At 62.5% G+C, this 26,560-nt stretch carries 23 protein-coding genes; 6 read left to right on the top strand and 17 right to left on the bottom strand.

Translation table 11 applies throughout. The features are described from left to right. Positions 1 to 66 precede the first annotated feature (66 nt). The 10 genes from dnaN to AB1A62_RS17190 all read right to left on the bottom strand — a co-directional run bounded on the left by dnaN (position 67) and on the right by AB1A62_RS17190 (position 12,359). A complete protein-coding gene (dnaN, locus tag AB1A62_RS17235) occupies positions 67 to 1,188 on the bottom strand; it encodes a DNA polymerase III subunit beta (RefSeq protein WP_366662700.1) in 1,122 nt (373 codons plus the stop codon). A 258-nt stretch (positions 1,189 to 1,446) separates the two neighbouring features. Continuing rightward, positions 1,447 to 3,897, bottom strand: coding sequence for an FAD-dependent oxidoreductase (locus AB1A62_RS17230; protein WP_366662699.1), 2,451 nt, complete (start codon positions 3,895 to 3,897; stop codon positions 1,447 to 1,449). A gap of 83 nt (positions 3,898 to 3,980) precedes the next feature. Beyond that, a complete protein-coding gene (locus tag AB1A62_RS17225) occupies positions 3,981 to 4,994 on the bottom strand; it encodes a helix-turn-helix domain-containing protein (protein ID WP_366662698.1) in 1,014 nt (337 codons plus the stop codon). Positions 4,995 to 5,012: 18 nt separating this feature from the next. Next, entirely contained in the window at positions 5,013 to 5,909 is an 897-nt protein-coding gene (locus AB1A62_RS17220) for a homocysteine S-methyltransferase family protein (RefSeq protein WP_366662697.1), read from the bottom strand. Beyond that, the gene (locus tag AB1A62_RS17215) at positions 5,906 to 6,976 is read right to left on the bottom strand and encodes an alcohol dehydrogenase family protein (RefSeq protein ID WP_366662696.1); all 1,071 of its coding nucleotides are present in this window, start codon (positions 6,974 to 6,976) and stop codon (positions 5,906 to 5,908) included. Before AB1A62_RS17215 ends, AB1A62_RS17220 begins: the two co-directional genes overlap by 4 nt. A gap of 45 nt (positions 6,977 to 7,021) precedes the next feature. Beyond that, positions 7,022 to 9,469 (bottom strand): FAD-dependent oxidoreductase, encoded by a 2,448-nt coding sequence (locus AB1A62_RS17210; protein WP_366662695.1) that lies wholly within the window; start codon positions 9,467 to 9,469, stop codon positions 7,022 to 7,024. Between the two features lie 15 nt (positions 9,470 to 9,484). Beyond that, on the bottom strand, positions 9,485 to 9,856 hold the full coding sequence (locus AB1A62_RS17205) for a GFA family protein (protein ID WP_366662694.1): 372 nt from the start codon (positions 9,854 to 9,856) through the stop codon (positions 9,485 to 9,487). A 9-nt stretch (positions 9,857 to 9,865) separates the two neighbouring features. Next, on the bottom strand, positions 9,866 to 10,435 hold the full coding sequence (locus tag AB1A62_RS17200; RefSeq protein ID WP_366662693.1) for an XRE family transcriptional regulator: 570 nt from the start codon (positions 10,433 to 10,435) through the stop codon (positions 9,866 to 9,868). A 201-nt stretch (positions 10,436 to 10,636) separates the two neighbouring features. Further along, positions 10,637 to 11,092, bottom strand: a complete 456-nt coding sequence (locus tag AB1A62_RS17195; protein WP_366662692.1) for a GAF domain-containing protein — start codon at positions 11,090 to 11,092, stop codon at positions 10,637 to 10,639. A gap of 94 nt (positions 11,093 to 11,186) precedes the next feature. Beyond that, positions 11,187 to 12,359 (bottom strand): acetyl-CoA C-acyltransferase, encoded by a 1,173-nt coding sequence (locus tag AB1A62_RS17190; RefSeq protein ID WP_366662691.1) that lies wholly within the window; start codon positions 12,357 to 12,359, stop codon positions 11,187 to 11,189. A gap of 95 nt (positions 12,360 to 12,454) precedes the next feature. Here AB1A62_RS17190 and AB1A62_RS17185 point away from each other — a divergent pair, with 95 nt between their 5' ends. The 3 genes from AB1A62_RS17185 to AB1A62_RS17175 all read left to right on the top strand — a co-directional run bounded on the left by AB1A62_RS17185 (position 12,455) and on the right by AB1A62_RS17175 (position 15,167). Further along, a complete protein-coding gene (locus tag AB1A62_RS17185; protein WP_366662690.1) occupies positions 12,455 to 12,799 on the top strand; it encodes an STAS domain-containing protein in 345 nt (114 codons plus the stop codon). A 35-nt stretch (positions 12,800 to 12,834) separates the two neighbouring features. Next, positions 12,835 to 13,284 (top strand): ATP-binding protein, encoded by a 450-nt coding sequence (locus tag AB1A62_RS17180; RefSeq protein WP_366662737.1) that lies wholly within the window; start codon positions 12,835 to 12,837, stop codon positions 13,282 to 13,284. 308 nt (positions 13,285 to 13,592) lie between these two features. Beyond that, positions 13,593 to 15,167, top strand: coding sequence for a gamma-glutamyltransferase family protein (locus tag AB1A62_RS17175; protein WP_366662689.1), 1,575 nt, complete (start codon positions 13,593 to 13,595; stop codon positions 15,165 to 15,167). 37 nt (positions 15,168 to 15,204) lie between these two features. On the opposite strand, the gene hspQ is transcribed toward AB1A62_RS17175, so the two are convergent. Then, positions 15,205 to 15,531, bottom strand: coding sequence for a heat shock protein HspQ (hspQ, locus tag AB1A62_RS17170; protein ID WP_366662688.1), 327 nt, complete (start codon positions 15,529 to 15,531; stop codon positions 15,205 to 15,207). 333 nt (positions 15,532 to 15,864) lie between these two features. On the opposite strand from hspQ, the gene AB1A62_RS17165 reads away from it, so the two are divergent. Continuing rightward, entirely contained in the window at positions 15,865 to 16,452 is a 588-nt protein-coding gene (locus AB1A62_RS17165; RefSeq protein ID WP_366662687.1) for a lytic transglycosylase, read from the top strand. A gap of 62 nt (positions 16,453 to 16,514) precedes the next feature. Beyond that, positions 16,515 to 17,906 (top strand): alpha/beta fold hydrolase, encoded by a 1,392-nt coding sequence (locus AB1A62_RS17160; protein WP_366662686.1) that lies wholly within the window; start codon positions 16,515 to 16,517, stop codon positions 17,904 to 17,906. 15 nt (positions 17,907 to 17,921) lie between these two features. On the opposite strand, the gene AB1A62_RS17155 is transcribed toward AB1A62_RS17160, so the two are convergent. From AB1A62_RS17155 to AB1A62_RS17140, 4 genes are all read right to left on the bottom strand, one after another. Beyond that, the gene (locus tag AB1A62_RS17155; RefSeq protein WP_366662685.1) at positions 17,922 to 18,506 is read right to left on the bottom strand and encodes an outer membrane lipoprotein carrier protein LolA; all 585 of its coding nucleotides are present in this window, start codon (positions 18,504 to 18,506) and stop codon (positions 17,922 to 17,924) included. Positions 18,507 to 18,585: 79 nt separating this feature from the next. After that, complete coding sequence (locus AB1A62_RS17150) at positions 18,586 to 21,612, bottom strand: DNA translocase FtsK 4TM domain-containing protein (RefSeq protein ID WP_366662684.1); 3,027 nt, start codon at positions 21,610 to 21,612, stop codon at positions 18,586 to 18,588. A 114-nt stretch (positions 21,613 to 21,726) separates the two neighbouring features. Further along, on the bottom strand, positions 21,727 to 22,905 hold the full coding sequence (locus AB1A62_RS17145; RefSeq protein WP_366662683.1) for an aminotransferase class I/II-fold pyridoxal phosphate-dependent enzyme: 1,179 nt from the start codon (positions 22,903 to 22,905) through the stop codon (positions 21,727 to 21,729). Between the two features lie 109 nt (positions 22,906 to 23,014). Then, positions 23,015 to 24,346: an amidase family protein gene (locus tag AB1A62_RS17140; RefSeq protein WP_366662682.1), complete on the bottom strand. Its 1,332-nt coding sequence runs from the start codon at positions 24,344 to 24,346 to the stop codon at positions 23,015 to 23,017. Positions 24,347 to 24,456: 110 nt separating this feature from the next. Here AB1A62_RS17140 and AB1A62_RS17135 point away from each other — a divergent pair, with 110 nt between their 5' ends. Next, positions 24,457 to 25,683, top strand: a complete 1,227-nt coding sequence (locus AB1A62_RS17135; RefSeq protein ID WP_366662681.1) for an FAD-dependent monooxygenase — start codon at positions 24,457 to 24,459, stop codon at positions 25,681 to 25,683. A gap of 23 nt (positions 25,684 to 25,706) precedes the next feature. Here the strand turns inward: AB1A62_RS17135 and AB1A62_RS17130 are convergent, their stop codons facing one another. Both AB1A62_RS17130 and AB1A62_RS17125 read right to left on the bottom strand, forming a co-directional pair. Further along, positions 25,707 to 25,895: a Trm112 family protein gene (locus AB1A62_RS17130; RefSeq protein WP_366662680.1), complete on the bottom strand. Its 189-nt coding sequence runs from the start codon at positions 25,893 to 25,895 to the stop codon at positions 25,707 to 25,709. Further along, positions 25,892 to 26,536, bottom strand: a complete 645-nt coding sequence (locus tag AB1A62_RS17125) for an LON peptidase substrate-binding domain-containing protein (RefSeq protein ID WP_366662679.1) — start codon at positions 26,534 to 26,536, stop codon at positions 25,892 to 25,894. Before AB1A62_RS17125 ends, AB1A62_RS17130 begins: the two co-directional genes overlap by 4 nt. Positions 26,537 to 26,560 lie beyond the last annotated feature (24 nt).

Raw genomic sequence — 26,560 nt, 5'->3', positions numbered from 1 at the left:
ATATACTCGCGTCCCGCTGCCCGGCAGGCGGCTTTGCCGCCGAAGGGGGAAGCGCCGTCAGGCGTGTCAGACCCGCATCGGCATCACGACGTAGACAGCGCTTTCATCGTTGCCTTCGCGCATCAGGGTCGGATCGCCGGAGGAGTTGAACATGAACACTGCATTTTCGCGGTCCACCTGGTTGGCGATCTCCAAGAGGTACTTGGCGTTGAAGCCGATCTCCAGCCGCTCGTCATTGTAGGCGACCGCCAGCTCTTCCTCGGCGGCGCCGCTGTCGGGCGCGTTCACCGACAGGATCAGCCGGTCCTCCTCCAGCTGCAGCTTCACCGCGCGGGAGCGTTCGGAGGAGACTGTGGCAACCCGGTCAACGGCTTGGGCAAACTCGGCTGCGTCCACCTCTAGGCGGCGGGTGTTGCCGGCCGGGATCACGCGGGTGTAGTCGGGGAAGGTTCCGTCGATCACCTTGGAGGTCAGGGTGATGTTCGGGGTGGCAAAGCGCACCTTGGTTTCCGAGACCGAGACCGCAATGTCCATGTCATCGTCGTCAAGCAGCTTGCGCAGCTCGCCCACGGTCTTGCGCGGCACGATCACACCGGGCATGTCCTCGGCTCCCAGCGGCAGCTCGGCATCGATGCGGGCCAAGCGGTGGCCGTCGGTTGCCACGGCGCGCAATGCCTTGCCGCCCTCAGCACCCATAGAGACGTGCAGGTAGACACCGTTCAGGTAATAGCGGGTCTCCTCGGTGGAGATTGCAAACTTCGACTTGTCGAACAGGCGGCGCAGCACCGCGGCCTTGGCGGCAAAGTTGGAGTGATACTCCGACGAGGCCATCACCGGAAAATCCTCGCGCGGCAGAGTCGCCAGCGAGAAGTTGGAGCGGCCGGCTTCAACGGTCAGGCGGCCGGTTGCGGCATCAGCGCTCAGGGTGACCAGCGCGCCGTCGGGCAGCTTGCGGACAATCTCGTGCAGGGTGGTGGCGGCCACGGTGGTGGCACCCGCGCGCTCCACCTGAGCGGGGGCCTTGTCAACCACCTCGATATCCAGATCGGTGGCGCGGAACTGGGCGCTGTCGCCCTCGGCTTCGATCAGCACATTCGCCAGGATCGGAATGGTGTTGCGGCGCTCGACCACAGACTGCGCCTGGGCCACGGCCTTGAGAAGCGTGCCGCGTTCGATGCTGATCTTCATGTCCCAAATCCTCTTCGTCAGGCCCCTGTCAGTGGCCGGGACAAGCAACCTACCTGTTTACCCCTGCCATACAAGGCTTTTTATGGATTTCTCCAAGGGATTTCCGGCGGGGTCAAGAGGCGGCGGGCGGCTGAACCTCGAAACCGGGGCAAACGTTGCAACCGAACCCGAAACTGCCCGCGCGGAGACAGCTATGAAAAACGCCCCGGCGGTACAGCCGGGGCGTGATACGGGCTGGTGAAAACACTGGAGAGGTGCTTAGGCCTTCACCCGCTCCGATTTCGGATCATACATCGGCTTCAGCGAAGCCTCGGCCTTCACCTTCACACCGCAGACGTCGATTTCGTAGGTGGAACCCAGCACATCTGCAGCACTTTCCCCCTCGCAGGGAACGTAGCCCATGCCGATGGCGGCGCCCAGCGTGTGGCCGTAGTTGCCGGAGCTGAGGTAGCCCACGTATTTGCCATCGCGGATGATCGGCTCATTGTGGAACAGCAGCGGCTCCGGCTCGGTCAGCTTGAACTGAAGCATGCGGTTCTTGGGGCCGCTCTCCTTGCGTTCCACCACGGCGGCCTTGCCGATGAAATCGTCCTTGCCGGTCGCGACTGCAAAGCCGAGGCCCGCGTCGATCACATTGTCCTCGCAGGTAATGTCATGGCCGAAGTGGCGGAAGCCCTTCTCGATCCGGCAGCTGTCCATCATGTGCATGCCGCAGAGCTTCAGCCCCATGTCCTGGCCCGCTTCCCACAGCGTTTCAAACGCGTGGCCCGCCATGTCGGCACCGACATAGATTTCCCAGCCAAGTTCACCCACGTAAGTCACCCGGTGCACACGGGCGAGGCCCATGCCCAGCTCGATCTCCTGCGCGGTGCCGAAGGGGTTCACCTCATTGGAGAAATCATTCGGCGACACTTTCTGCAGCAGCTCGCGGGCGTTCGGGCCCATTACCGCCAGCACGCCCTCGCCTGCAGTCACATCGGTGATCACCACGCGGTGGTCCCCCACGTGGCGCATCATCCAGATCTGGTCGGCCAGGCGGGTCGCCGCCGGGGTCACCACCAGGTAAGCAGTCTCAGACAGGCGGGTGACGGTCACATCCGCCTCAATCCCGCCACGGGAGTTCAGGAACTGAGTGTAGACGATCTTGCCTGCAGGTACAGAGACGTTGGCGCCGCAGATGTAGTTCAGGAACTTTTCCGCATCCGGGCCTTCGACGCGGATCTTTCCGAAGGAGGACATGTCGTACATGCCGACGTTTTCGCGAACCGCGCGGTGTTCGGCGGCAGAGTTTTCGAACCAGTTCTGGCGCTTCCAGCTGTACTGGTATTCGCGCTCCTGGCCCTCATTCGCAAACCAGTTGGCGCGCTCCCAGCCGCCTAGTTCACCGAATACTGCGCCCTGTTCCTTCAGGTGGTGATGGAACGGGGTACGGCGCACGCCGCGCGCGGTGGCCTTCTGGCGGTAGGGGAAGTGGTCCGCGTAAAGCAGGCCCAGGGTTTCTTTCGAGCGCTCGAAAAGATAGTGCTTATTGCCCTGGAAAGGGTGCATCCGGCTGATGTCCACGTCGCCGAGGTCAAACGGTTTCTGGCCGTCTTCCATCCACTGCGCCAGCGCCATGCCTGCGCCGCCGGCCGATTGGATGCCGATCGAGTTGAAGCCTGCTGCAACCCAGAAGTTGTCCATCTCCGGCGCCAGGCCCAAGTGATAGGCGTCATCCGGGGTAAAGGACTCGGGACCGTTGAAGAAGGTGTGGATCCCCGCCTCAGCCAGCATCGGCATACGGTTGCAGGCCGCTTCCAGGATCGGCTCGAAGTGGTCGAAATCCTCGGGCAGCTGGTCGAATTCGAAGCTGTCGGGGATACCGTTCATCGCCCAGGGTTTGGCGTTGGGCTCAAAGGCGCCCAGCAAGATCTTTCCGGCGTCTTCCTTGTAGTACGCGCATTCGTCCGGCACCCGCAGCACCGGCATCTGGGTCAGGCCTTCGATGCCTTCGGTCACGATGTAGAAGTGCTCGCAGGCGTGAAGCGGCACGTTGACGCCTGCCATACGGCCGACCTCATGGCCCCACATGCCGGCACAGTTCACCACCATGTCAGCTTCGATGTGGCCCTGGGACTGGCCGTCGTCGCTGACCCAGTCAACGCCGGTGACACGGCGGCCTTCCTTGGAGATGCCCGTGACCTTGATCCGCTCCTTAACCAGCGCGCCGCGCTGGCGGGCGCCCTTGGCCAGGGCCAGCGCGATGTTGGCCGGGTCGCCCTGCCCGTCCTTGGGCAGCCACACGCCGGCGGTCACGTCGCCCACGTTCAGGTGCTCGTAGCGGGCTTTGACTTCCTCGGGGGAGATTTCCTCAACCTCGACACCGAAGGCGCGCGCCATGGCGGCCTGGCGGAAGATCTCTTCCTTGCGCTCTTCGGTCAGGGCGACGGTGATCGAGCCGCAGCGTTTGAAGCCGGTGGCTACGCCGGTTTCCTCCTCCAGCGAACCGTAGAGTTCCTGGCTGTATTTCGCCAGCTTGGTCATGTTGGCGGTGGCGCGCAGCTGGGCGATCAGACCCGCGGCGTGCCAGGTGGTGCCGGAGGTCAGCTGCTTGCGCTCCAGCAGCACAACATCCTTCCAGCCGAGCTTGGTCAGGTGATAGGCCACCGAGCAGCCGATCACGCCGCCGCCGATAATCACCACGCGGGCCTTGTTGGGAAGATCGCTCATGTCATCGCTCCTGAATGAGAGTTTGCGCCTGATTATCACGAATAGGCGGCGCAAAATGCATCAAAAACGCCAGACTCGCGGGGCTATTCTCCGGCCTTGAGGATTTTTTCCGAGCTGTCCTCGCCCAGCCGCCGCCGTTTGCGCAGGGCAAAGGGAGTGATGCCGAAGAAGCTTTTGTAAAGACTGGAAAAACCGTTCGGAAAGCCGCAGGCAAGACCGATCTCGCGCACGCTCATGGTGGTGTTGAGCAACAGATTGTTGGCCTTGGAAAGGCGCATTTCCCGGTAGAAGCCGTTAGGGGTGGTGCCGAGGAAGGTTTTGAACTTGCGCTCCAGCGAGCGGGTGGAAATGCCAAGTTCATCAACGATTTCACCGATCGGCACCGGTTCTTCAATATTGTCCTGCATGATGCGAATGCAGTGGTCCAGATCACTGTCACCGGTGATGGTCGGCTTGGCGCCGGCAAATGGCTGCAGCGAGGAAAAATCGCGCACCTGCTCATGCAGCATAATGTTGGCCACGGTCATCTGCGCCGCGGCAGAGGTGAGCCGTCCGACCAACGCCAGCGCGATATCAACAGTGGAGCCCATGCCGGCACAGGTCACCACCAGCCCGTCCTCGCTGGCCAGCGCGTGGCTGGAATCGTTCAGCCCCATGCGTTCACGCAGCAGGGCAGAGTTTTCCCAGTGGGTCGTCAGCCGCCCGGAAGCCCCGCCCTGGTCGCGGATATAGCGGGCCGCGGCTTCTGCCAGCAGGTAGACCTTGATGCCGCGGCAAGTGTAGCTGGAAATCACCCGGCCTAGGCTGAGGCCCGGATGATCAGGGTCGGAGTTGCCAAGGAAAAAGGCAAAATCCGCGTCCGGTTTGACGGCAAAAGGTTCGGTATCCAGGCTGAGACCCGCACGGCAGCCGACCCGCCCTCCCTGCAGTGAACGAACGGTCCATTTGAACGGCGGCTGGGCCAGCACGCGGTTGGCGATCCGCAACACCTCCAGGATCGCCGACATCTCGATCAGGACAAAACCTTCAGTGACGATGATGTCGATGTTCCAGACCCGGGCCGGGTCCGCAGCTTTGAGTTTTTCCGGAACTGCCATGCTGATCCCCTCCCCTGGTCAGACGATGTGGTGCCCGGCCGCGCGCAGCTGCCGGGCCAGTTCGGCAATATGGTCCGGGCCGACTTCGCAGCAGCCGCCGACGATAGCGGCGCCTTGGGCAACCCAGCCCAAGACAAATTCCGCGTAGGCCTTGGGTCCCAGATCCTGACGCTGCTCCAGGGCGTCCACGGTGGGCGCGTCCTTCAGGAAGCCCTCCGAGATCCGGGTGAAACCGTTGGCATAGGCCCCGAACGGCTTGTCGAACGCCTTGACGATCTCCAAGCCGCTGCCGATGACCTCGGGCCTAGAGCAGTTGAGCAGCACCGCTTCCGGCTGAAATTCCTCAACCAGCGGCGCGAGGTCTGCCAGCGGTTCGCCGGAACGGAGCAGCGTGCCGTCATCATCGGAGACGGAAGCCGCCAGCCACACGGGCTTGCCCGTGCCGGCACAGCCGCGCAGCGCACCCCTGGCATGTTCGACCGAAGACACGGTTTCTATCAGGAACAGATCTGCCTGCGGCTCGGGCAGCTGAACAAGCTCCGCATAAACAGGTGCGGCCTCCTCATGCGGCGGGCATATGTCCGGACGGTAAGAGGCAATCAGCGGGCCAAGCGCAGCAGCAACACGGCCCGAGCCATGCGCATCTCGCGCTGCGGTAGCCTGTGCGGCAGCCTGGGCCAGCAGCACCTCGAAATGCTCTTCGATCCCGGCGCGGGCCAAACGGTCGCGCAGAACCGCATAGGTGTTCATGGTGGCAATTGTGGCGCCCGCAGAGAAGTAGTCGGCGTGAATGCGGCCGACGACGTCCGGCTTTTCGATCATCACGGAGGTTGACCATAGCGGTGTTGCCCGGTCCCCGGACCGTTTGACGACCTCTTGCCCGATCGATCCATCAAGGAGGACGATATCTGTCATGGCGCCTCCTGCGGGGGAATCAGGACCAGTTTGCCTGGAAACGCCTTGCTCATGAAATCTTCCTGCGCCCGGGCGATTTCCTGCAGGGGATAGGTTGCCGAGATCAGAGGACGGATTGCGCCGGAATTGATCAGCTCAACCAGTTCGGCAAAAACGGAACGGGGCGAGAAGGTGCAGCCGTGGATGGTAATGTCGCGCAGGTAGATTTCGCGCAGGTCTGCCGTGACAATCGGGCCGGCAATTGCGCCGGAGACCGCGTAATGCCCGCCAGGCCGCAAAGCCTGTATCAGCGCGGGCCAGGCCGGACCGCCAACCACGTCGATGACTGCGTCAAAACAGATTGGTTCCGGCGCTTCCTCGCGGCTGATGATGCCGCTTGCCCCCATAGCGGTCACCGCTTCCGACTTGGCGGGCGATGTCTGGCCAGTGACATGTGCGCCAAGATGGGCGGCCAGCTGCACCGCGGCCAGCCCGACCCCGCCGGATGCGCCGGTCACCAGCACCCGCTGGCCGGCAGAGACACCGGCACGGTGCAGCATGTTCCAGGCGGTTCCATATGCGCAGGGCATAGCCGCAATCTCGGTGTCCGACAGGGGGGAGGCGCTTACGTCGAACAGATCTGCCGCGTCAGTCAGGCAGTATTGCGCGAAAGCACCGTCAAGCTCTGACCCCAGGGCAACGAAGGCCACCGGGTTGTCAGGCTGCGGCCGGGGAATATTGATCTGGCTGGTAACCCGCTGCCCCACGCGGATAGCACCGGCGTCCGGGCCGGTCTGAACCACCACACCGCACAGGTCTCCGCCCTGAATCCGGGGAAAGCTCAAGGCGCCGCCCCAGCCGCCGACTTCTACGTCTGTGTCATCGCCAACGGCATCCGTGGCACCCGTCACATCTGACGAGTACCAGCCGATCCGGGTGTTGATGTCCGTGTTATTGACGCCTGCCGCCAGGACCTTGACCAGGACCTGCCCCGGTCCAGGGACCGGAACAGGAATATCTTCACGCCATTCGAGCGCATCCGGCCCGCCATGCTGGGTCAAACAGACGCCTTTCATCAACTGGGCCATCGCTGAAGCCTCCTGAATTAAGCGTGACGGGCCGACCCTAGCACATCAGGCGCGCAGGCGCTCGTTGGCCGGATCCCACAGCGGTTCGTCTTTCTGAACCACCGCACGGCACTTCTCGCCGTAGATCTCGATCTCCAGCTCGGTGCCAGGCTCGGCCAGATCGGTGCGCACCATGCCCAGCGCGATCGACTGGTTGACACGGTAGCCCCAGCCGCCGCTGGTGGTCTCGCCGACGATCTCGTCGCCGCTCCAGATGCAGGACAAATAAGGCGCATCCGCGTCGCCGGCTTCAACCGTCAGCGTAACAAAGGCCTTCTTCACGCCCTGTTGCTTTTCGCTCTGGATTGCAGCCTTGCCCGGGAAGTCCTGCGGCTTGTCCAGTTTCACGAAACGCTCCAGGCCGCCTTCGAGCAGCGAGTAATCGGTGCTCAAGTCGCCTTTCCATGCGCGATAGCCTTTTTCCAGGCGCAGCGAGTTCAGGGCATACATGCCGAACGGCTTGGCGCCGCCTGCAAGGATGGCCTCGTAGATGGCCGGCATGTCCTCGTTCAGCGCGTGGACTTCCCAGCCCAGCTCGCCGGCAAAGGACACGCGCACCAGGTGCGCGGGCTTGCCTGCCACGGTTGCCGCCTGATGGGTCAGCCAGCCTGCCTGCAAATCCGCATCCGAGATCGCGGCCAGCAGGTCGCGCGACTTGGGCCCGGTCACGATCAGGGTGTCGCGGGTGGTGGTGACGTCCTCGACCGACACGGTCGCGGGCATCGCGTTCACCAGGAGGTCACGGTCGTGCCATTGCGCTGTTGCGGCGGTGATCATCACGAAGTCGTCTTCGCCCAGACGCATGCAGGACATTTCGGTCAGGATGCGGCCGCGGCTGTCCGCGATATAGACCAAGTTGATCCGGCCAATCTTGGGCAGGCCGCCGGTGACCAGACCGCGCAGCGCCTCGGCTGCACCTTCGCCTTTGACCAGGAACCGCGAGAAGCCCGGCAGGTCAAGCACGCCAACGCCATCGCGGACGGCTTCGCACTCTTCCTTGATTCGCTGCTCCCATGGGCCCGAACGGCCCCAGGTGTGGGTCGATTCTTCCGAGGTATCGTCACCCGGCTGCGCGAACCAGTTGGCACGCTCCCAGCCGTTGTAGACACCCATCTGGCCGCCCAGTTCCTTGACCTTGGCATGCACCGGTGACAGTTTCTTGTCGCGCGCAGCGGGCCATTCGTGATGCGGGAAGTGCATGGCGTATTCGTTGCCGTAAACTTCCATGCCCTTTTTGTTGCAATAGTCTTGGTCGGTATAATCAGTGTAGCGGCGCGGATCGACGGCCCACATATCCCACTCGGTGAACCCATCGACGATCCACTCTGCCAGCACCTTGCCGGCGCCGCCGCCCTGGGCAATGCCGAAGGTAAAGCTGTGCGCTTCGAATGCGTTTTTCACACCCGGCATCGGGCCGATCATCGGCAGGCCGTCCGGCGCATAGGGGATCGGCCCGTTGATGACGCTGCCAACACCCGAGGTCGCCATCAGCGGCACACGCTCCATGGCATCGGTCACGATGTCTTCGATGCGGTCCAGATCGTCATTCCACAACTGGAACGAGAAGTCTTCCGGCATCGGGTCGTCCTCGGTCATCCACTCGCCCTTGCAGTTGGGCTCATAGGGGCCAAGGTTGAAACCGTTCTTTTCCTGGCGCAGGTAGTAGGACACATCCACGTCACGCAGAAGCGGCAGCTTGCCGCCATGCTCCTTTGACCAGGCTTCGACCTCGGGCACTTCCTCGGTCAGCAGATACTGGTGGCTCATGACCATCGCAGGCACCATGCGGCCGCCGTAGGGTTTGAACATCTCACCCACGCGCTGCGCATAATAACCAGCCGCGTTCACCACATAATCACAGGCAATATCGCCTTTTTCGGTGTGAACGGTCCAAGTGCCGTCCTCGTGCTGGGTCACGCCGGTCGCCGGGGTAAACCTCAGGATTTTCTGCCCCATGTCGCGCGCGCCCTTGGCAAATGCCTGGGTCAGCTGCGCCGGGTCGATGTCACCATCGGTCGGGTCATAAAGGACGCCTTCCAGATCGTGGGTTTCCAGGAAGGGATACCGCTCTTTCGCCTGCTCCGGGGTCCACATTTCCATCGGGATGCCCTGGTACAGGCCCATGGACATCGCGCGCTCGAATTCCTGCATCCGCTCTTTGCTGTGCGCCAGACGGATCGACCCCGAGACGTGATAGTTCATCGGATAATCGACTTCTTCAGCCAGGCGCGAATACAGCTCGGTCGAATAGCGCTGCATGTTCATGATCGCCCAGGAGGTCGAGAAGGTCGGTACGTTGCCGGCCGCGTGCCAGGTCGAACCGGCGGTCAGCTCGTTCTTTTCCAAGAGCACACAATCGGTCCAGCCTTTCTTGGCCAGATGATAAAGCGACGAGCAGCCGACGACGCCGCCGCCGATGATGACCACGCGGGCCTTGGTTGGAAAATCAGACATGTTCGCTCCCTAGTCTCAGTCCTCTTGCGGCACGCCGTCCGCGATTTCGTAGTAGTCGCCCTTGGAGGCGGTAAAGATATGCTTTTCGACGCTGAGACCGGTGTTCCCGTCGACAGCGCCCAAAGCAAAACTCGTGGTGTCCTCGCCCGTGCCCTTCCAGAACAGGAAGGAGCCGCAGCGCGGGCAACTGCCGCGCTTGGCCTGCGGCGTTGCCTCGAACCAGCTCACCGGGCCAGTGATTGTAAGGTCCTCATCGCGCACCTGGGCCGAGGCCCAGATTCCACCCGATTGCTTACGGCACTGGCTGCAGTGGCACATCGAGGCCCTCTGCGGTTGTGCCGCGGTTTCAAAGCGGACATCGCCGCAAAGGCAGGAACCCTTGATCATCATCCCCTCCTAGTAAACCGGCGGCGCGATCACCCAGACGGCCACGGCAGGCTCGTCGTAAGGGTTCGACCACTGATACGGCTCATGCTTGATCCGGAAGCTGTCGCCGGGACCGACGGTAAAGCTGCGGCCGCCGATCAGCAGGTCCAGCTTGCCCGAGATCATGTAGCCGACCTCCTGTGTCGGCCGGTTGGCCGGCGTCTGCATCCGCGAATTGGGCTGGAAGGTGGAGTGCACCATCTCGAAGTCGTCGGTCAGGTCAGGGGACAGAAGTTCTTCGATCAGCCCTTCCTCACCGGAGCCCATCGGGCGGCGGGAGCCAGCGCGCACGATATACCCATGTTCATCCGCCGGTGCGCCGGAGTGGGCAAACAGCATCGACATCGGTACCCCCAGCGCCTCTGCAATCTGGCGCAGGTCGGAGATCGAGGGCTCGGACATGTCCCGTTCAACCTGGCTCAGCCAGCCGACCGAGCGGTTCAGCATCGCGGCGATATCCGACAGAGTCAGCCCGCGCGCCTTGCGCAGGGCCCGGATGTCGGCCCCCAGTGTCGCTGCTGCCAGGGTCTGATCGTTCACAGCCCACCTCCCTGCTCGTGAAAAATTCCTCTCGTTTTTCACGATGCCCCGAGTTCGTGAAATTTCCAAGCATTTTTTCACGAGACAAGCGGATACCAATAAAAAACCCAGCGCCTTCAAGCGCCGGGCGGCTTCTTTCTGGTCAAAAACACCCTGGGGTGAGGCCGCGAGACCGAGGGGCAAAGCCCCTTGATTCACGAATCAGCTGCGGCTGAACACCTGACGCAGGATTGCTGCCAAGTGGTCTGCATCTTCCTGAGCGAAAGCATCCGGCTGATCGCTGTCGATATCAAAAACCCCGATCAGTTCCCCATTGCCGTTCCAGACAGGCAGCACCAGTTCCGAGCGCGTAGTCGACGCACAGGCGATATGGCCGGGAAAGGCGTCCACATCCGCGACCAGCTGTATCTCTCCGGTGCGTGCTGCCGCGCCGCAGACACCGCGGGAGAACGGGATCTGCAGGCAGCCATGGCCGCCCTGATAGGGGCCGATCTTCAGCAGCTCCGGCGCAACGGCGCGGTAAAAGCCGGTCCAGTCGAACCGGTCGTCAGCGTGATGCACCTCGCAGGCGACAGTGGCCATCAGCGCCACCTCATCCGTCTCGCCATCAGTCAGTGCCGCGATGGTCTTGGCAAGGGTTTCGTAATCGGCCCGCATGGGCAGCCCTCCTTCAACGTAACAGAGGGGGCTGTCTGCCCCCTCTTGACCTGCCGGTCAATTCACCCCCGAGTGTATTTTGCAAAGGTGAAGATCACACCCTCTCGATTGCGATCGCGGTGCCTTCGCCGCCGCCGATGCAGATGGCGGCGACGCCGCGCTTGAGGCCGCGCTTTTCCAATGCGTTCAGCAGGGTCACCATGATCCGCGCGCCGGAGGCGCCGATCGGGTGGCCCAGCGCGCAGGCGCCGCCGTTCACATTCACCCTGTCACGCGACAGGCCCATTTCGTGCATGAAGGCCATCGGCACCACGGCAAAGGCCTCATTGACCTCCCACAGGTCGACATCCTCGACCTTCCAGCCGATGTTCTTGAGCAACTTCTGCGCGGCCGGAACCGGCGCGGTGGTGAACCAGCCGGGCGCCTGCGCGTGGCTGGCATGACCCAGAATACGGGAGCGCACTGTCAGGCCCTGTGCCTCGGCAGCCTCGGCGGAGGCCATCACCAGCGCCGCGGCGCCATCCGATATGGAGGAGGCATTGGCGGCGGTCACGGTACCGTCCTTGCGGAACGCCGGCTTCAGCGTGGGGATCTTTTCCGGACGCGCCGATTTCGGCTGCTCATCCGCATCCGTCATCACCTCGCCCTTGCGGGTTTTCACGGTGACCGGGGCGATTTCCCCGTCAAAGGCACCGCTGTCCTGCGCTTCTAGCGCGTTCGACAGCGACTTCAGCGCATATTCATCCTGGGCTTCGCGTGTGAACTGGTACTTTTCGGCACAGTCCTCGGCAAAGGTGCCCATCAGTCGTCCCTTGTCATAGGCGTCTTCAAGCCCGTCCAGGAACATGTGGTCGATCACCTGGCCGTGGCCGATACGGGCGCCCCCGCGCATTTTCGGAAGCATATAGGGGGCATTGGTCATGCTCTCCATGCCGCCGGCGATCATGGTGTCCGCATGGCCCAGCGCGATCTGGTCGAAGGCGATCATCGCCGCCTTCATGCCGGAACCGCACATCTTGTTAAGCGTTGTGGCAGGCACATCTTCGCCCAGGCCCGCTGCAAAACCAGCCTGGCGCGCAGGAGCCTGCCCCTGCCCCGCCGGCAGAACGCAGCCCATCAGCACCTCATCCACAGTGGCAGTGCCAGCCCCTTCCAAAGCCGCCCGGATCGCCGCGCCGCCCAGTTCCGCAGCCGTCACCCCGTCATACATGCCCTGAAACCCGCCCATGGGCGTCCGGGCCGCTCCGGCGATAACAACATCTTTCATGCAATTTTCCTCCAATCGTCAAAAATATACCTACAGAAAAGTAAGCTTTGCGGTCTAGAGTGCTGCCTAATGACGTTACATCCCGGGGGACCAAAATGAGCCTGACGACCACCATGACGGACGGTGCACAGATCGTCAAAGTCAATGCCGAGCGCATTGATGCCGCCATGGCAATACAGTTCAAGGAAGACATGCGCACGGAAACCGAATCCGGACCGGAGCGGGTCATCCTGGACCTGTCCGAAGTGCAGTTCATCGATTCCAGCGGGCTTGGCGCGATTGTCGCGGCCATGAAGCAGCTTGGCGGAGGCCGCAAGCTGGATCTGGCCGGGCTGACTCCCATGGTGGAAAAGGTCTTCCGGCTGACCCGCATGGATACGATCTTTGACCTGTACAGTTCGCTAAGTGAAGCAACCGCCCCGGCCAGCGCGAATTCCTGAAAACGACGGCGCTGGCGGCGCAAAGCGAGAAATTGATGGTAAAAACCTTCGCCTGCTCGTTCACGGCCACGAATTTGGATGCCCGTTCCGGCATTTCATCCGTTGTGGCCCGGCTGCGGACTCTGGGAGTCCCGGCGGCCCGTGTGGATGAAGTGCAAATCGCCCTGACTGAGGCTGTAAACAACGTGGTCGAGCATGCCTATGCAGATGCGGCCCCGGGGGATGTCCGCATCAAAGCGGAGCTCTCTCCAGAACGGCTATGGATCAGCATCCAGGACGCTGGTGCGCCTTTTCCGAACGGACAGCTTCCCGAAGGCAAGCCTGCTGACGTCGACGTGCCTGTGAAAAACCTGCCCGAGGGCGGATTTGGCTGGTTCCTGATCCGGGAACTTGCAAGCCAGGTCCAGTATGAGCGTTCAGGGGGAAGCAATAATCTGTCGCTCTGTTTCGAAATCCAGGTCACCAGCCCGCCTGCCCAGGCCTGAGCCAGACCTTGCACTGGCGGAACGCCCGGCCGATTAAACGAAACTTTAACGTTTTGCCGCATTTGCGCCGCATTCCCGGCCCGCCCCAGCCAAATAGATATGCGAATCCTTACCTGTAGCTGAAACGAGCTTCCCCTGGTGCCGTGTATTCTTGCCCCCACCAGAACATGGCACCGGGGACATCTTCTTCAGCCCTTCCTTCCCAATTCTTTGCATTGACGCCCCGTTCCGGCGGGAGGGCAAGCAAATTGCATTGCCTTCCTGCACCCCGCGCCTAGGCTTAGCGCATCGACAAGGGAGGCAGGCTCATGCGGGATTTTCATTTGCCAGGGCGTTCGGCGGTTTTTGCCAGCAATGGCATGTGCGCCACCTCCCACCCTTTGGCGGCCAGCGTTGCGCTGGACATGCTGAAGCGCGGTGGCAATGCGATGGACGCAGCTTTGGCCGGGGCGGTCTTGCTGGGTATTTGCGAGCCGCAAATGACCGGGATCGGCGGCGATTGCTTCGTTCTTCATTCGCGGCCGGGGCAAGAAATTCAGGCATTGAACGGATCGGGCTGCGCCCCGGCGGCGGCCACTGCATCTGCCCTCAGAGCGCAAGGTCTGGAAGCGGTTCCGCCGGGAAGCGCGGATGCGGTCACAATCCCTTGCGCCATCGATGCTTTCTGCCGCACGGCGGAAACCGAAGGGCGACTTGGCCTGGATGTTCTGCTGCAGCCCGCCATCACCTACGCCGAAGAAGGCGTGCCAGTAGCGCCCCGCACGGCCTTTGACTGGCAGATCAACGCCGGAACCTTAAAGGGTGCAGCGCGCAGGCACTATCTGAAGGACGGCAAACCACTACGCTGCGGCGATGTGTTCCGCGCGCCAGGGCAGGCTGAAGTGCTGCGCCGGCTCGCAAAACATGGGCGCGAGGCGTTCTATTCCGGGGAAGTGGCGGAGGATATCGTTTCAGCGCTGTCGGCCATGGGCGGCTCGCACACGCTAGAGGACTTTGCCCGCGCCAACAGTCTTGCCACGCTGCCTGTTGAAGGCCAGTACAAGGAATCCTGTTTGGCAGAGCATCCGCCGAACGGCCAGGGGGCCACGGCGATCCTGCTGCTGAACATCCTCAAACACTTTGAACTTGCAGGATTGGACCCGCATGGCGCCGAACGGGCGCACATCGAGGCGGAGGCCGCCAAGCTGGCCTATGACGCGCGCAACCGGTTTCTGGCAGATCCTGATCATACTGCCCGGCTTGCACACATTCTGGCGCCTGAAACTGCTGCGCGTCTTGCCGCGCTGATCGACCCCAAGCGTGCCATGCCCACTGCCGCGCCACTGACCGAGGCAGTGCACAAGGACACAGTTTATATCACGGTGGTGGACAAGGACCGAATGGCGGTTTCACTGATCTATTCCATCTTCCACGGCTTTGGCTCAGGCATCGCGTCAGAGAAGTTTGGCATTCTTTTGCAGAACCGCGGCGCCGGTTTCACCCTGGAGGAAGGCCATCCGAACGAACTGGGGCCAGGCAAGCGCCCGATGCACACCATCATTCCGGCAATGCTGAAACAAAATGAAGAGGTCGTCATGCCCTTCGGCGTGATGGGCGGCGCATATCAGCCCACCGGACATGCCAGGCTGGTCTCGAACCTTCTGGATTTCGGGATGGACCTGCAAACCGCGATCGACGCGCCGCGCTGCTTTGCCGATAGCGGTGTGTTGAAAGTGGAGCGAGGCTATTCAGACGAAGTCCGCCAGCAACTGACGGAATTGGGGCATAAGGTGGAAATTCCGGACACCCCTTTGGGCGGTGCGCAAGCAATTCGCATTCATGCCTCAGGCGTTCTGGAAGGTGCAAGCGATCCGCGAAAAGACGGCAGTGCGCTGGGATACTGACGCCCGCGCTGCAAGCCAGTCAGATGGAATCCGGAGATCAGTTCAACTGATAGTGCAGCGCATAGGTGCCGCCGTCGAAATTACCGAACATTTCAGGCACATCCGGGTGCCCAACAGGCTCTCCCGAATAATCCGCAACCAAGTTTTGTTCGGAAACGTAAGCCACATAATAGCTTTGGTCATTCTCAGCCAGCAAGTGGTAGAACGGCTGGTCCTTGACGGGCCGGCTGTCTTCCGGGATCGCCTCATACCATTCCTCGGTATTTGAGAATTCCGGATCGACATCAAAGACGACGCCGCGGAAGGGATGCTTCCGGTGGCGGACGACCTGCCCAAGGTTATATTTTGCGCGTGTTCTCATCATGGTCTTAATGCCCCCGTTTAAACTAAATAGCGCGCGCGGCGGGGAAATGTCCAACTGTTGACGCAAATTTTAAGGGAAACAGACTGTGGATCTCACTTTGACAGTGCCATCGCCGTAGCAGGGCAGCGCCAAGGCAGCCGGACTGAAAGAGTAGCCCAGCGCCGGAGAGCATTTCCCGCGCGATGACCAGAAATACGGACGGTTTTGCCCGGAAATCTGAAGTTTTTCCGCCACTGCAACGGCAATCGCTTCTGGAAATTTGATTTCCTCGACCGCCACAATCCGCTAAAGTTGCCACAAAACAAACCCAATATTAAAAAGTGGGCAGAGGCAATGAGCAGACTCATCAGCGCCCTCGTTCTCCTCATGGCGGTTGCGTCTTGCGGAGGCGGGCACAAAGCGCCGCCGCGCAACCTGGATAATGCCTGCAGCATCATTCAGCAGCGTCCTGACTATCTGAAGGCCTTCCGCGCGACCCAGCGCCGCTGGGGGGTGCCGGTGCATGTTCAGATGGCAACGATCTATCACGAAAGCCGGTTCCGCGGCGATGCCCGCACACCGCATCAGTACCTGCTGGGCGTGATCCCGATCGGGCGCCAGTCAAGCGCCTATGGCTACAGCCAGGCGCTGGACGGCACTTGGGACGACTACCGCCACGACACCGGCCGCCGCCGTGCCAAGCGCGACCGGATCAGCGATGCCACCGATTTTATGGGCTGGTACATGCGCAAGAGCCTCGAGAAGAACGGCATTCCGCTTTATGACGCGCGCAACCAGTATCTCGCTTACCACGAGGGCCACTATGGTTATTCCCGCGGCAGCTACCGCTCGAAGGCCTGGCTGATGCGAGTTGCAGGCCAGGTCGAGGCGCGCGCGCAAACCTATCAGGCACAGCTGGCCACTTGCCGCAAGTTCCGCTGACCCTGTACAAGACTGGAAATATAGCACCTCTCCCCTAACATTCAGGGGGGAGGATACAGTGCATGGAACGCAGGCTTGCCGCCGTTTTGGTCGCCGACATGGCTGGTTACTCCCGGCTGATGGAAGCTGATGAAGAAGGCGTTCTAAGGCGCCAGAAGAGACACCGCCGGGAACTGATCGACCCGCAAATCTCAACCAACCGCGGCCACACCGTGAAAACCACTGGCGACGGCATGCTGGTGGAATTTGGATCTGCCCACGACGCAGTCCGCTGCGCGCTGGAAATCCAGAAGGATATGTCCAAACGCGAAGCAGACACGCAGGAACAAAGCCGCATCCGCTACCGCGTCGGGATCAATATCGGCGACGTGGTCTTTGACGGCGCGGATATCTTTGGCGACGGTGTCAACGTCGCCGCCCGCTTGGAAGGGCTGGCGGAACCCGGCGGCATCTGCATCTCCGGCATCGTGCACGAAACCGTCAGGGACCGGCTAGGCGAAAACTTCCGGGATATGGGATCGCAACGGGTCAAGAACATTTCCCGCCCGGTCCGGGTCTGGCAATGGGTCCCCGATGCCAGTCCCGAGCGCGCGCCACCGGAAGCTGCCCTGCAGCAAAGGGTCAGATACTGCATATCACCTGACGGAACCCATCTTGCCTATACCACGATCGGCAACGGGCCGCCGGTTCTAAAAGCGCCGAACTGGATCAACCACATCGAATACGAATGGCAAAGCCCGGTTTGGGGCCAGTTTCTGAACGAATTTGCCGGCAACTGCAGCTTGACCCGGTTTGATCAGCGCGGCAACGGGCTGTCGGATTGGGAGGTGGAGGAAATATCGGAAGACCGGATGATCGACGACATGGTTGCTGTTGCGGACGCAGCCGGGCTTGACCGGTTCGCCCTGTTCGGCATCAGCCAGGGGGCAGCATTTTCCATGCGGTTTGCCGCCATGCACCCAGAACGGGTGAAATGCCTGGTACTTCTGGGCGGTTACGTTCGCGGACGGCTGCGGCGCGGCGACCCGGAGGCAGACCGGTTTTATCAGATCGGCTACAACATGATCCGGGACGGCTGGGGATCCCCCGATTCCGTCTACCGGCATTTCTTTACAACGACTTACATTCCCGATGCCACTGCGGAGGAAGGGAACTCCTTTGACGAGTTGCAGCGACTGTCCACCAACACCGCGAACGCGCTGCGGATAATGGAGATGAATGCGAAGATCGACGTCACGGCCTACGCAGAGAGCGTCAAAGTTCCCGCCCTGGTTCTGCACTGCCGCGGCGACCGTGCGGTGCCAGTATCCGAAGGGCGGCTGGCGGCTCGGCTGATTCCCGGCGCCAGCTTTGTCGAGCTGCCCGGCAACAACCACGGCATGGTTGGCGGGCACCCCGGTTTCCAGGAGTTTTTCGACGAGGCAATGCCGTTCATCCACCGCCGCGCAGGGTAAGCGACCGCAGCCTGGTCAGCGGGAACGGCCGCTGGCGTTGAACAGGCTGGAGGACAGCTTCACCCCGGTTTCCATCGCCCCGAGAATGACGGTTGTCTTGCCGCCCGAACTGTCATGGATCACCCATTTGCGCAGCTCCACCGGGCTGCCGGTGAACATCATCTCAATGCTGCCATAGTCCGGGTTTTCAGGATCCTGTGCCCGCACAATGGTGGACGTGCCGTCAAAACTGTGGCCCACCACCATATTGGCACGGCCCAGGTCCACCTTGCGGTCGAGGATGATCGACAGCGGCGTCCGCTTCAACGGATAGGTCTCGGGCGGCTGGTTGGATTTCGGGTCGTGGATCACCACAGCCCCGCCGCCGGCCACCACCGTGCCGCCGCCGTTGCCGTCATACTCGAACCGCATCCGGCCAGGCCGGTGCATATACAGCTTGCCGGTGGAAAGGCTGCCGTCGTCGTTGATCTGCGTAAATGGCGACGAAGCCGTGGAAATCCCGTTCAGGTAACTGGAAATCTCATTGAGGCTCAGCCTCTCTGCCGCCCAGGAAGCAGGGGCGACGAGGGTCAGCGCTAGTGTGAGTGCAATCCGTTTCATGAGCTCAACATAGGCACGCTGTGGCAGATGTGAAGATGCCGGATCCGCAAGGACCCGGCATCGGCAGGTTTTTGTCAGCTCACTGTTCGGGAACCAGAATCTCCCGTTTACCCACATGGTTGGCGGCGGAAACAACGCCCTCTTCCTCCATCTGCTCAACCAGACGCGCGGCCTTGTTATAGCCGATCGCCAGCTTGCGCTGAATGTAGGAGGTGGAGCACTTGCGGTCCTTGATCACAATGGCGACGGCCTGATCATAGAGCGCATCCTCGCCATTGGTATTGCCGCCGGTGTTCAGCCCCAGCACCGCGTCGATATTGTCAGCCTTGTCCTCATCCGGGCCGTCCAGCACACTGCCCACATAATCCGGCGGGCCGAACTGCTTGAGGTGGTTGACCACTTCCTCGACCTCTTCATCCGAGCAGAACGGACCGTGGCAGCGGGTGATTTTGGCCCCCCCCGCCATATACAGCATGTCCCCCATGCCCAGCAGCTGCTCGGCACCCATCTCACCCAGGATGGTCCGGCTGTCGACCTTGGAGGTGACCTGGAAGGAGATCCGGGTCGGGAAGTTTGCCTTGATGGTGCCTGTGATCACGTCCACCGAGGGACGCTGGGTTGCCATGATCAGGTGGATGCCCGAGGCACGCGCCATCTGCGCCAGGCGCTGAATGCAGGCCTCGATCTCCTTGCCCGCAACCATCATCAGGTCGGCCATCTCGTCGACAATCACGACGATATAGGGCAGCGCCTTGGGTTCGAACTCTTCGGTCTCGAACACAGGCTCGCCGGTTTCGTCGTCAAACCCGGTCTGCACCGTGCGCGAGAACATCTCGCCCTTGGCCAAGGCTTCCTTCACGCGGCCGTTGTAGCCCGCGATGTTGCGCACGCCCATCTTGGACATCTTGCGGTAGCGGTCTTCCATTTCGCCCACCACCCATTTGAGCGCCACGACGGCCTTTTTCGGGTCGGTCACAACGGGTGAGAGCAGATGCGGAATGCCGTCATAGACCGAAAGTTCCAGCATCTTGGGGTCGATCATGATCAGGCGGCATTCATCCGGCGTCAGCTTGTAAAGCAGCGACAGGATCATGGTGTTGATCGCTACCGACTTACCGGAACCGGTGGTGCCGGCAATCAGCAGGTGAGGCATTTTGGCGAGGTTCGCGACCATGGCGTCGCCGCCGATGTCCTTACCCAGCGCCAGCGGCAACGCGTGGTTGCCGTCGCCGAAGTCGCGGGAGGACAGGATTTCGCGCAGAACCACTTTCTCACGCTTCTCATTCGGCAGTTCGATGCCGATCACGGTGCGGCCAGGTACGGTCGAAACCCGCGCCGACAGCGCAGACATGGACCGCGCGATGTCATCCGCCAAGCCGATCACGCGGGAGGCCTTGAGGCCTGGTGCGGGCTCCAGCTCATACATGGTGACGACGGGGCCCGGGCGAACCGAGACGATCTCGCCTTTCACGCCATAGTCGTCCAGCACCGTCTCCAGCATCCGGGCGTTTTCTTCCAGCGCCTCATCGCTCAGGTGGTGGCGTTCGATGCTGACCGGGTTGGTCAGCAGGTTCAGCGGCGGCAGTTCGAAATCGCTGTCACTGTCGTCGAAGGCCAGGTTGGGCTGGGCTTCCGCCTTGGCCCGCGCTGAGGGTTGCACCGGCTTGCGCGCCGGTTTCTCCACCACCGCCTTGCGCGGTTCTGCCACCGGCAGATCAACGGTCAGCCGCGGCCCGGGGGCCTTGGTCGCCTGGGCTGCATCCTGAACCGGCTCCGCCGCGTCTGGCAACGCTTCGGACGGCACGTGGTCCGGCGTCAGCATCCGGGGCGCGTCGTCGCCGAAGCCCGCGCGGGCGTCCCCTTCCTGCGCGTGTGCTTCCGGTGCGTTCGGAACAAAAGTCTCAGCCTCTGCCGCTTGCCAGGACAGCGGCGCCTCTTCCGGCACCGGCGGCACCGGCATTTGCGCAGCGGTCAGCGGCGGCTCGGCGGGCAGGCCGCCCTGTGCGGCAGCGGGATTGAAAATCAGCGGCGCGGGACGCTGGCCACGGCCCTTGGTCAGCGGCAGGTTCGGGTCCAGCTCCGGCGGTGTATCGGCGGCGCGGCGGATCCGTACAGCATTCGCGATCTTCTTGGATATCCGATCCTCGCCGCCCTCATCATCGGCAAAGGTCTCTTCTTCGTCCGCAAAATGAGTTTCAGCGGCATAAGCATCTTCATGTGCCGGTGCCGCGGGCGCAGCCCGGCGGATCAGCCCAGGCACACGCGACAGCAACCCGCCTTTGGCCGGCGTTTCAGGTTCTTCCAGATCAGCATCAGCCGCATAAACGTTTTCGGGATAGTCCTCGAACATCTCAGGGTCTGTAACAGCGCCAGCATAGAGGTCATCCTCCGCAGCATCCGCGCGTTCGGCGCGCTCCCTGCGGTAGGTCAGCGCCGCCTGCAGACCGCTGGAAGCACCGCGGCCCAGCAGCGCAGCTACGGCGCCATAGCCCAGGATCAGCCCGATCATCACCTTGTGCAGGCTTTTCTTCACCTCAGGCCAAGTGAAGCCCAGCACCACGCAGCCAAGCGCCAGCATGCCCGCAGCACTCAGCAGGGACATGATTTTGACCATGAAGTGCAGGCCAACCGGCAACAGCGCCAGCAGCGCGCCCAGGAAGGTGTAGCCAACCATGCCGCCGAGGCCGAAGTCATAGTTCTGCTGCCAGCTGGTGCTGGCGTTCAAAGTTTCCATATGCAGGGCCACCACCAGCAGCCACGGCACCGACAACAGCAGCGGCCAGACCACGCGGTCCTCGCCCCGGTGCAGCACAAACCTCAGGCCCCAAGCCGACAGGAACAGCGGCATTGCCCAGCTCGCCTTCCCGAACAGGGTGATCAAGATGAAGGAGACAGAGGCACCCGGGCGGCCCAACCAGTTCTGCACCGGGGCGTCGGTGGAAACCGTCCAATTCGGATCCTCAGGCGTGTATGAGCCAAGCATGGCCGCAACCATCAGCCCCACCAGGATCAGGGCAATCCCGATCAGTTCCTTGCCGCGCTTTTCAATAGCCGCCTGCATATTGCTGTCGAGCAGCGGATCGCGGCTGCGGGTTTGAAATGCCATGCCTACCTCAGTTCCGTTTCATTCGCCCCTGCCCCGCTGTTCACCGCAAGGTCACGGGCCTGTCCGTTCTTGGTTTTGGCTGCGCGGCCCCCAGCCAAGGGCCGCTCAGCAGATTCAGTAAAGGCAGCCGCGCAGCGTGCTCAGCGCCTTGCGGGTGTCCTCAGCCGGGGCGACCAGCGCCACCCGGATGTATGTCTCGCCCGGGTTCTGACCGATCGCGCCTTGCGCCAGATAGGCGCCGGGCAGCACCCGGACACCGGTCTCCTTCCACAGCTTCAGCGCGGCCTGCTCGCCATTGTCCACCGGAAGCCACAGGAAGAAGCCCGCTTCGGGCGCCATGTAGCCGTTGAGGCCGTCAAAGACCTCGTCTGCGATTTTGTATTTCTCCTGGTAAAGCGCGCGGTTCTCCGCCACATGCGCCTCATCCGCCCAGACGCTGGCCGCAGCGGCCTGCAGCGGTGCGGGCAAGGGCGCCCCGGAATAGGCACGCAACTGCTTGACCCGCTTGATGGTCTCCGGCCCGCCGGCAATCAGCCCGGAGCGCAGCCCCGGCAGATTCGACCGTTTCGAAAGTGAATTGAACAGCACCACTCTCTCGGGATCGGCGCCCAGTTCCTGCGCTACAGTCAGCGCGCCCACCGGCGCCGCGTCGCGGTAGATCTCGGAGTAGCATTCATCCGCGAAGATGCGGAAATCGTATTTTTCTGCCAGCTGAATCAGCCGGGTCCAGTATGCGCGCGAGGCCACGGCGCCCTGCGGGTTTGCGGGCGAACAGATATAGGCGACCGCCGTGCGGTTCAGCACCTCTTCCGGCAGGTTTCCATAGTCCGGCAGATGTCCGGTCGCTGCTGTCGCGGGGACAAACACAGGTTCTGCCCCGACAGAAATCGTCGCCACCATATAGACTTGGTAGAAGGGGTTCGGGATCAGCACCACCGGCTTTTGCCCGCTCTTCTGCTCCGGGCACAGCGCCATCGCGGCATTGTAGAGCCCCTCGCGGGTGCCGTTCAGCGCCATGATCTGGGTTTCAGGGTCCACGGTCACACCATAGCGGCGGCGGATCCAGTCTGAGATAGCCCCGCGCAGTTCCGGCGTGCCGTCGTTGTTGGGGTACTGGTTAAACCCGGCCGCATTTTCGGCGATGACATCGGTGACCCAGGCCGGAAACGCATGTTTCGGTTCGCCAATGGTCATATGCACCACATCCCCGCCGGGGGTGTGATGGTCCAACAGCGCCCTCAGGCGCGGAAACGCATAGGCTGGCAGGTTCGAAAACCGCTCAGGAAAATCCATGTCTTATGCCTCAGTCACGGGATCATTGGCGCCCCGTTTGCGCCTCAGGTTACAGATGGCGGGCGGATGCGTCCACCCGGTGAGTGGCCCGCTGGGCCGAATGTGGCTTTCAGGCCAAGGCCGCCTCGATCGCGGTACCGGTGCGCAGCAAGGCTTCCTCGCAGTCCGGCTGCCCCAGCACCTGCAGCCCGCAGCTGGGCGTGCCGGTGGGCAGTGACAGCGCGCAAAGGCCCATCAGATTGCCGACCCGCGTGTTGCGCAGTGCCAGCAGATTGGACTGCACGTAGAAGTCATGATCGCTTTGCAGCCGCTCCAGGTTCGGCGGCAGGTTCGGCGAGGCCGGGGTGAGCACCGCATCAAAGCCTGCCACGGCCTGATCCCAAGCCATCCGGCACTGCTCCAGCTTGGCCCAGGCCGCGACGTAATCCGGGCCGCTGAACTGCGCGCCGGTGCGGAAACGTTCCAGGATTTCAGCATACATCAGCTGCGGCGAGGCCTCGATCACGTCTTTCCACAGCCCATAGGCTTCGGTGGTGTAGAGAATCGGGCTAAGGCCCATGGCCTCTTCCAGCTCCGCCACCTCCAGCGGCACAATCTCTGCCCCGGCGTTTTTCAACCTCTCCAGCGTCTCCCGGTAGGCCGCCGCAATTTTCGGGTCCAGATCATCGTGCACGACATTTTGCAGATCGGCAAACCGGCGGCCTCTGAGAGTGGCGGGATTGCGCAGATCGGGGCCTGAGGTTCCCTCCAGCAGCCCCAACAGCAGTCCCGCATCCTCCACCGAGCGGGCCAGCGGGCCGATGGTGTCGAACTTCAGGCACAGCGGCACCACGCCTTCAAGGGTGATCCTGCCCGATGTGGTCTTGAGCCCCACCAGGTCGTTCCAGGCAGACGGAATTCGGACCGAACCGCCTGTGTCAGAGCCGATTCCAGCCGCCGCCAAGCCAAAAGCCACGGATGCAGCGGCGCCGGAGGAAGAGCCGCCCGGCGCTGCGCCCTGGTCATTCACGCAGGGCGGCGTTTCCTTGATCGGGTTGAAGCCCAGGCCGGAAAACGCCAGCTCGCTCATGTGGGTTTTGCCCAAGCAGACGGTGCCCATGAAGGTTGCGTTGCACAGCACAGCCGCATCTTGATCCGGCACTCGCCCCTTGAGCAGGTCAGAGCCGGATTCGGTCGCGGTGCCTGCGCTGTCGAAAAGGTCCTTCCAGCTGATCGGAACCCCGTCCAGCAGCGAACGTCGCAGACCGAGCTCGGCACGCTGCCGGGCTGCTTCCGCCTCCGCCAGCGCCCGGTCATGAGTCACCTGCGTGTAGATCCGGTCTTTCAGGGGATGCGCGTCGATGGCGTCCAGATAGCAGCGGGTCAGCGCCACCGGTCCGATTTCACCGGCCTCAATCCCGCGTCCCAGATCGGCGGCCGTCATCGTCAGCCATTCTTGCATCAGCATCTCTCCCCTTGGCAGTTGCCGGTGACGGTAGCGGCAGCAGGACGCAGGCACAATCCCGCGCTTCCTGCATGGACAATCCCGCCAGCAGGCGCATATTGCGGGGCATGAAAAATGCGTCCGATATCCTGATCGTAGGCGGCGGGCTGAATGGTCCGGCCCTGGCCCTGGCCCTGGCTCAGACCGGCCACAGCGTTACCGTCATCGACTCGCTGACTCCAGACAAACTGGCGGACGAGGGGTTCGACGGCCGCGGCTATGCGCTGGCGCTGGCCTCGCAGCGGCTGCTGCAGCAGACCGGCGTCTGGCAGCATGTCGGGGACAACGCGCAACCCATGCTGGAGATCAAGGTGACGGACGGCCACGCGGGCCACGGCCCCTCGCCCTTCTTCATCCATTTCGACCATGCCGAGCTGGAAGAAGGCCCTATGGGGTACATGGTCGAGGACCGCTTCCTGCGCCGCGCCTTCCTGCAAGCGATGGAGGATGCGCCGGGCATTACCCTGGTGTCAGGCCGCACCGTGACCGCACAGGCCCCGGATCAGACTGGCGTGACCGTCACGCTGGACGACGGCGGAGAACTGCGCGGTCAGGTGCTGGTCGGCTCCGACGGGCGCCGCAGCGGCACCGCCCAGCGGGCGGGCATAAAGAGGACCGGCTGGGATTACGGCCAGACTGCGCTGGTCTGCGCCATTGATCACGAGAAGCCGCATCACGGCATCGCGCATCAGTTCTTCATGCCGCCCGGGCCGCTGGCAATCCTGCCGCTGCCGGGCAACAGGTCGTCGATTGTGTGGAGCGAACGAACCGAGACCGCCAAGGCCATACACGCCCTGGATGACGCTGAATACATCCAGGCGCTGCGTCCGCGGTTCGGCAATTTCCTGGGGGAGATTTACCTGGCCGGGAAACGTTTCACCTATCCGCTGAACCTGACCATCGCCAACAGCTTCATTGGCGACCGCATGGCGCTGGTCGGTGATGCCGCGCATGGGATGCATCCGATCGCGGGCCAAGGCTTGAATGCCGGCCTCCGCGATGTTGGCGCGCTGGCAGAAGTGATCACCGAGGCCACCCGGCGCGGCGAAGATATCGGCTCACCCCTGGTGATGGAGCGTTACCAGCAATGGCGCCGTTTCGACACCGCTTCTCTGGCTGCGGCAACTGACGTGTTCAACCGGCTGTTTTCCAATGACAACCCGCTGCTGCGCTTGGGCCGCGACATTGGCATGGGGATTGCCGGTGCCGTTCCCAGCCTGCGCCGCGGCTTTGTGCGCGAGGCGGCAGGCCTGACCGGCGACCTGCCAAGGCTGCTGAAAGGGCGGGCAATCTAGGGATAAAGGCGCCGCTGTCCGGATCAGTCCAGCTCGCGTGCCTCATCCACCAGCATCACCGGGATGCCATTGCGGATCGGGAAGGCCAGATTGGCCGCGCGCGAAACCAGTTCCTGCGTCTGGGCATCATATTCCAGCACCGTCTGGGTCAGCGGGCAAACCAGTGCTTCCAGCATCCGCCGGTCAAAGGCTGGCGCCTGTGTCTCAGTCATTGCAGGGTTTCCTCCTGAGAGCCGCCGCGCAGGGCAAACTCGATCAAAGTGACAAGCGTTTCCCGTCTTGTGGCAAGGCAGGGCGCCTCAAGCAAGGCCTGTTTGTCCTCGGGATCGAATTCCAGCAGCATCGCCAAAGAGTTGATTAGCAGTTCGTCGTCCGCCTCTTTCAGCGCCTCCCAGTCGGTTGACAGGCTGCGCGCGGAAAAGAAGCGCTCCAGCAGATCCAGGAAAGAAGGGCGATCCAGGGTTTCGTCCGCTTCGCAGCGGCCCAGATCCCTTTCAAACCCCGCCCAGCTGACATCACAGCGCCGGTAAGGCGTGAACCCATTAGCCTCGCGGGTGATCCGGAAGCGGGACACGCCTGACAACGTGATGAGGTACCGGCCGTCCTCGGTTTCGGAAAACTGGGTGACACGCCCAGCGCAGCCAATGCTGTGCAGGTCCTCTCCATTGCCATGCGGTGCCGGGCAGGGCTGCACCATGCCGATCAGGCGCTGGCGTGTTTTCAATGTGTCCTCAAGCATTTGCAGATAGCGCGGCTCAAAGATATGCAGCGGCAGGCGCGACCGGGGCAGCAGTAAAGCCCCGGGCAAGGGAAACACGGCAATCGTGTCCGGCAGATCGGCAGGCTGGATCATGGGACAGAGTGTAGTGCTGCCACG

Origin of the sequence: Leisingera sp. JC11, from assembly GCF_040704725.1 — a bacterium.
In the GTDB taxonomy this organism is placed as follows: domain Bacteria; phylum Pseudomonadota; class Alphaproteobacteria; order Rhodobacterales; family Rhodobacteraceae; genus Leisingera.
This window is presented reverse-complemented; position numbering and strand designations above follow the sequence as displayed.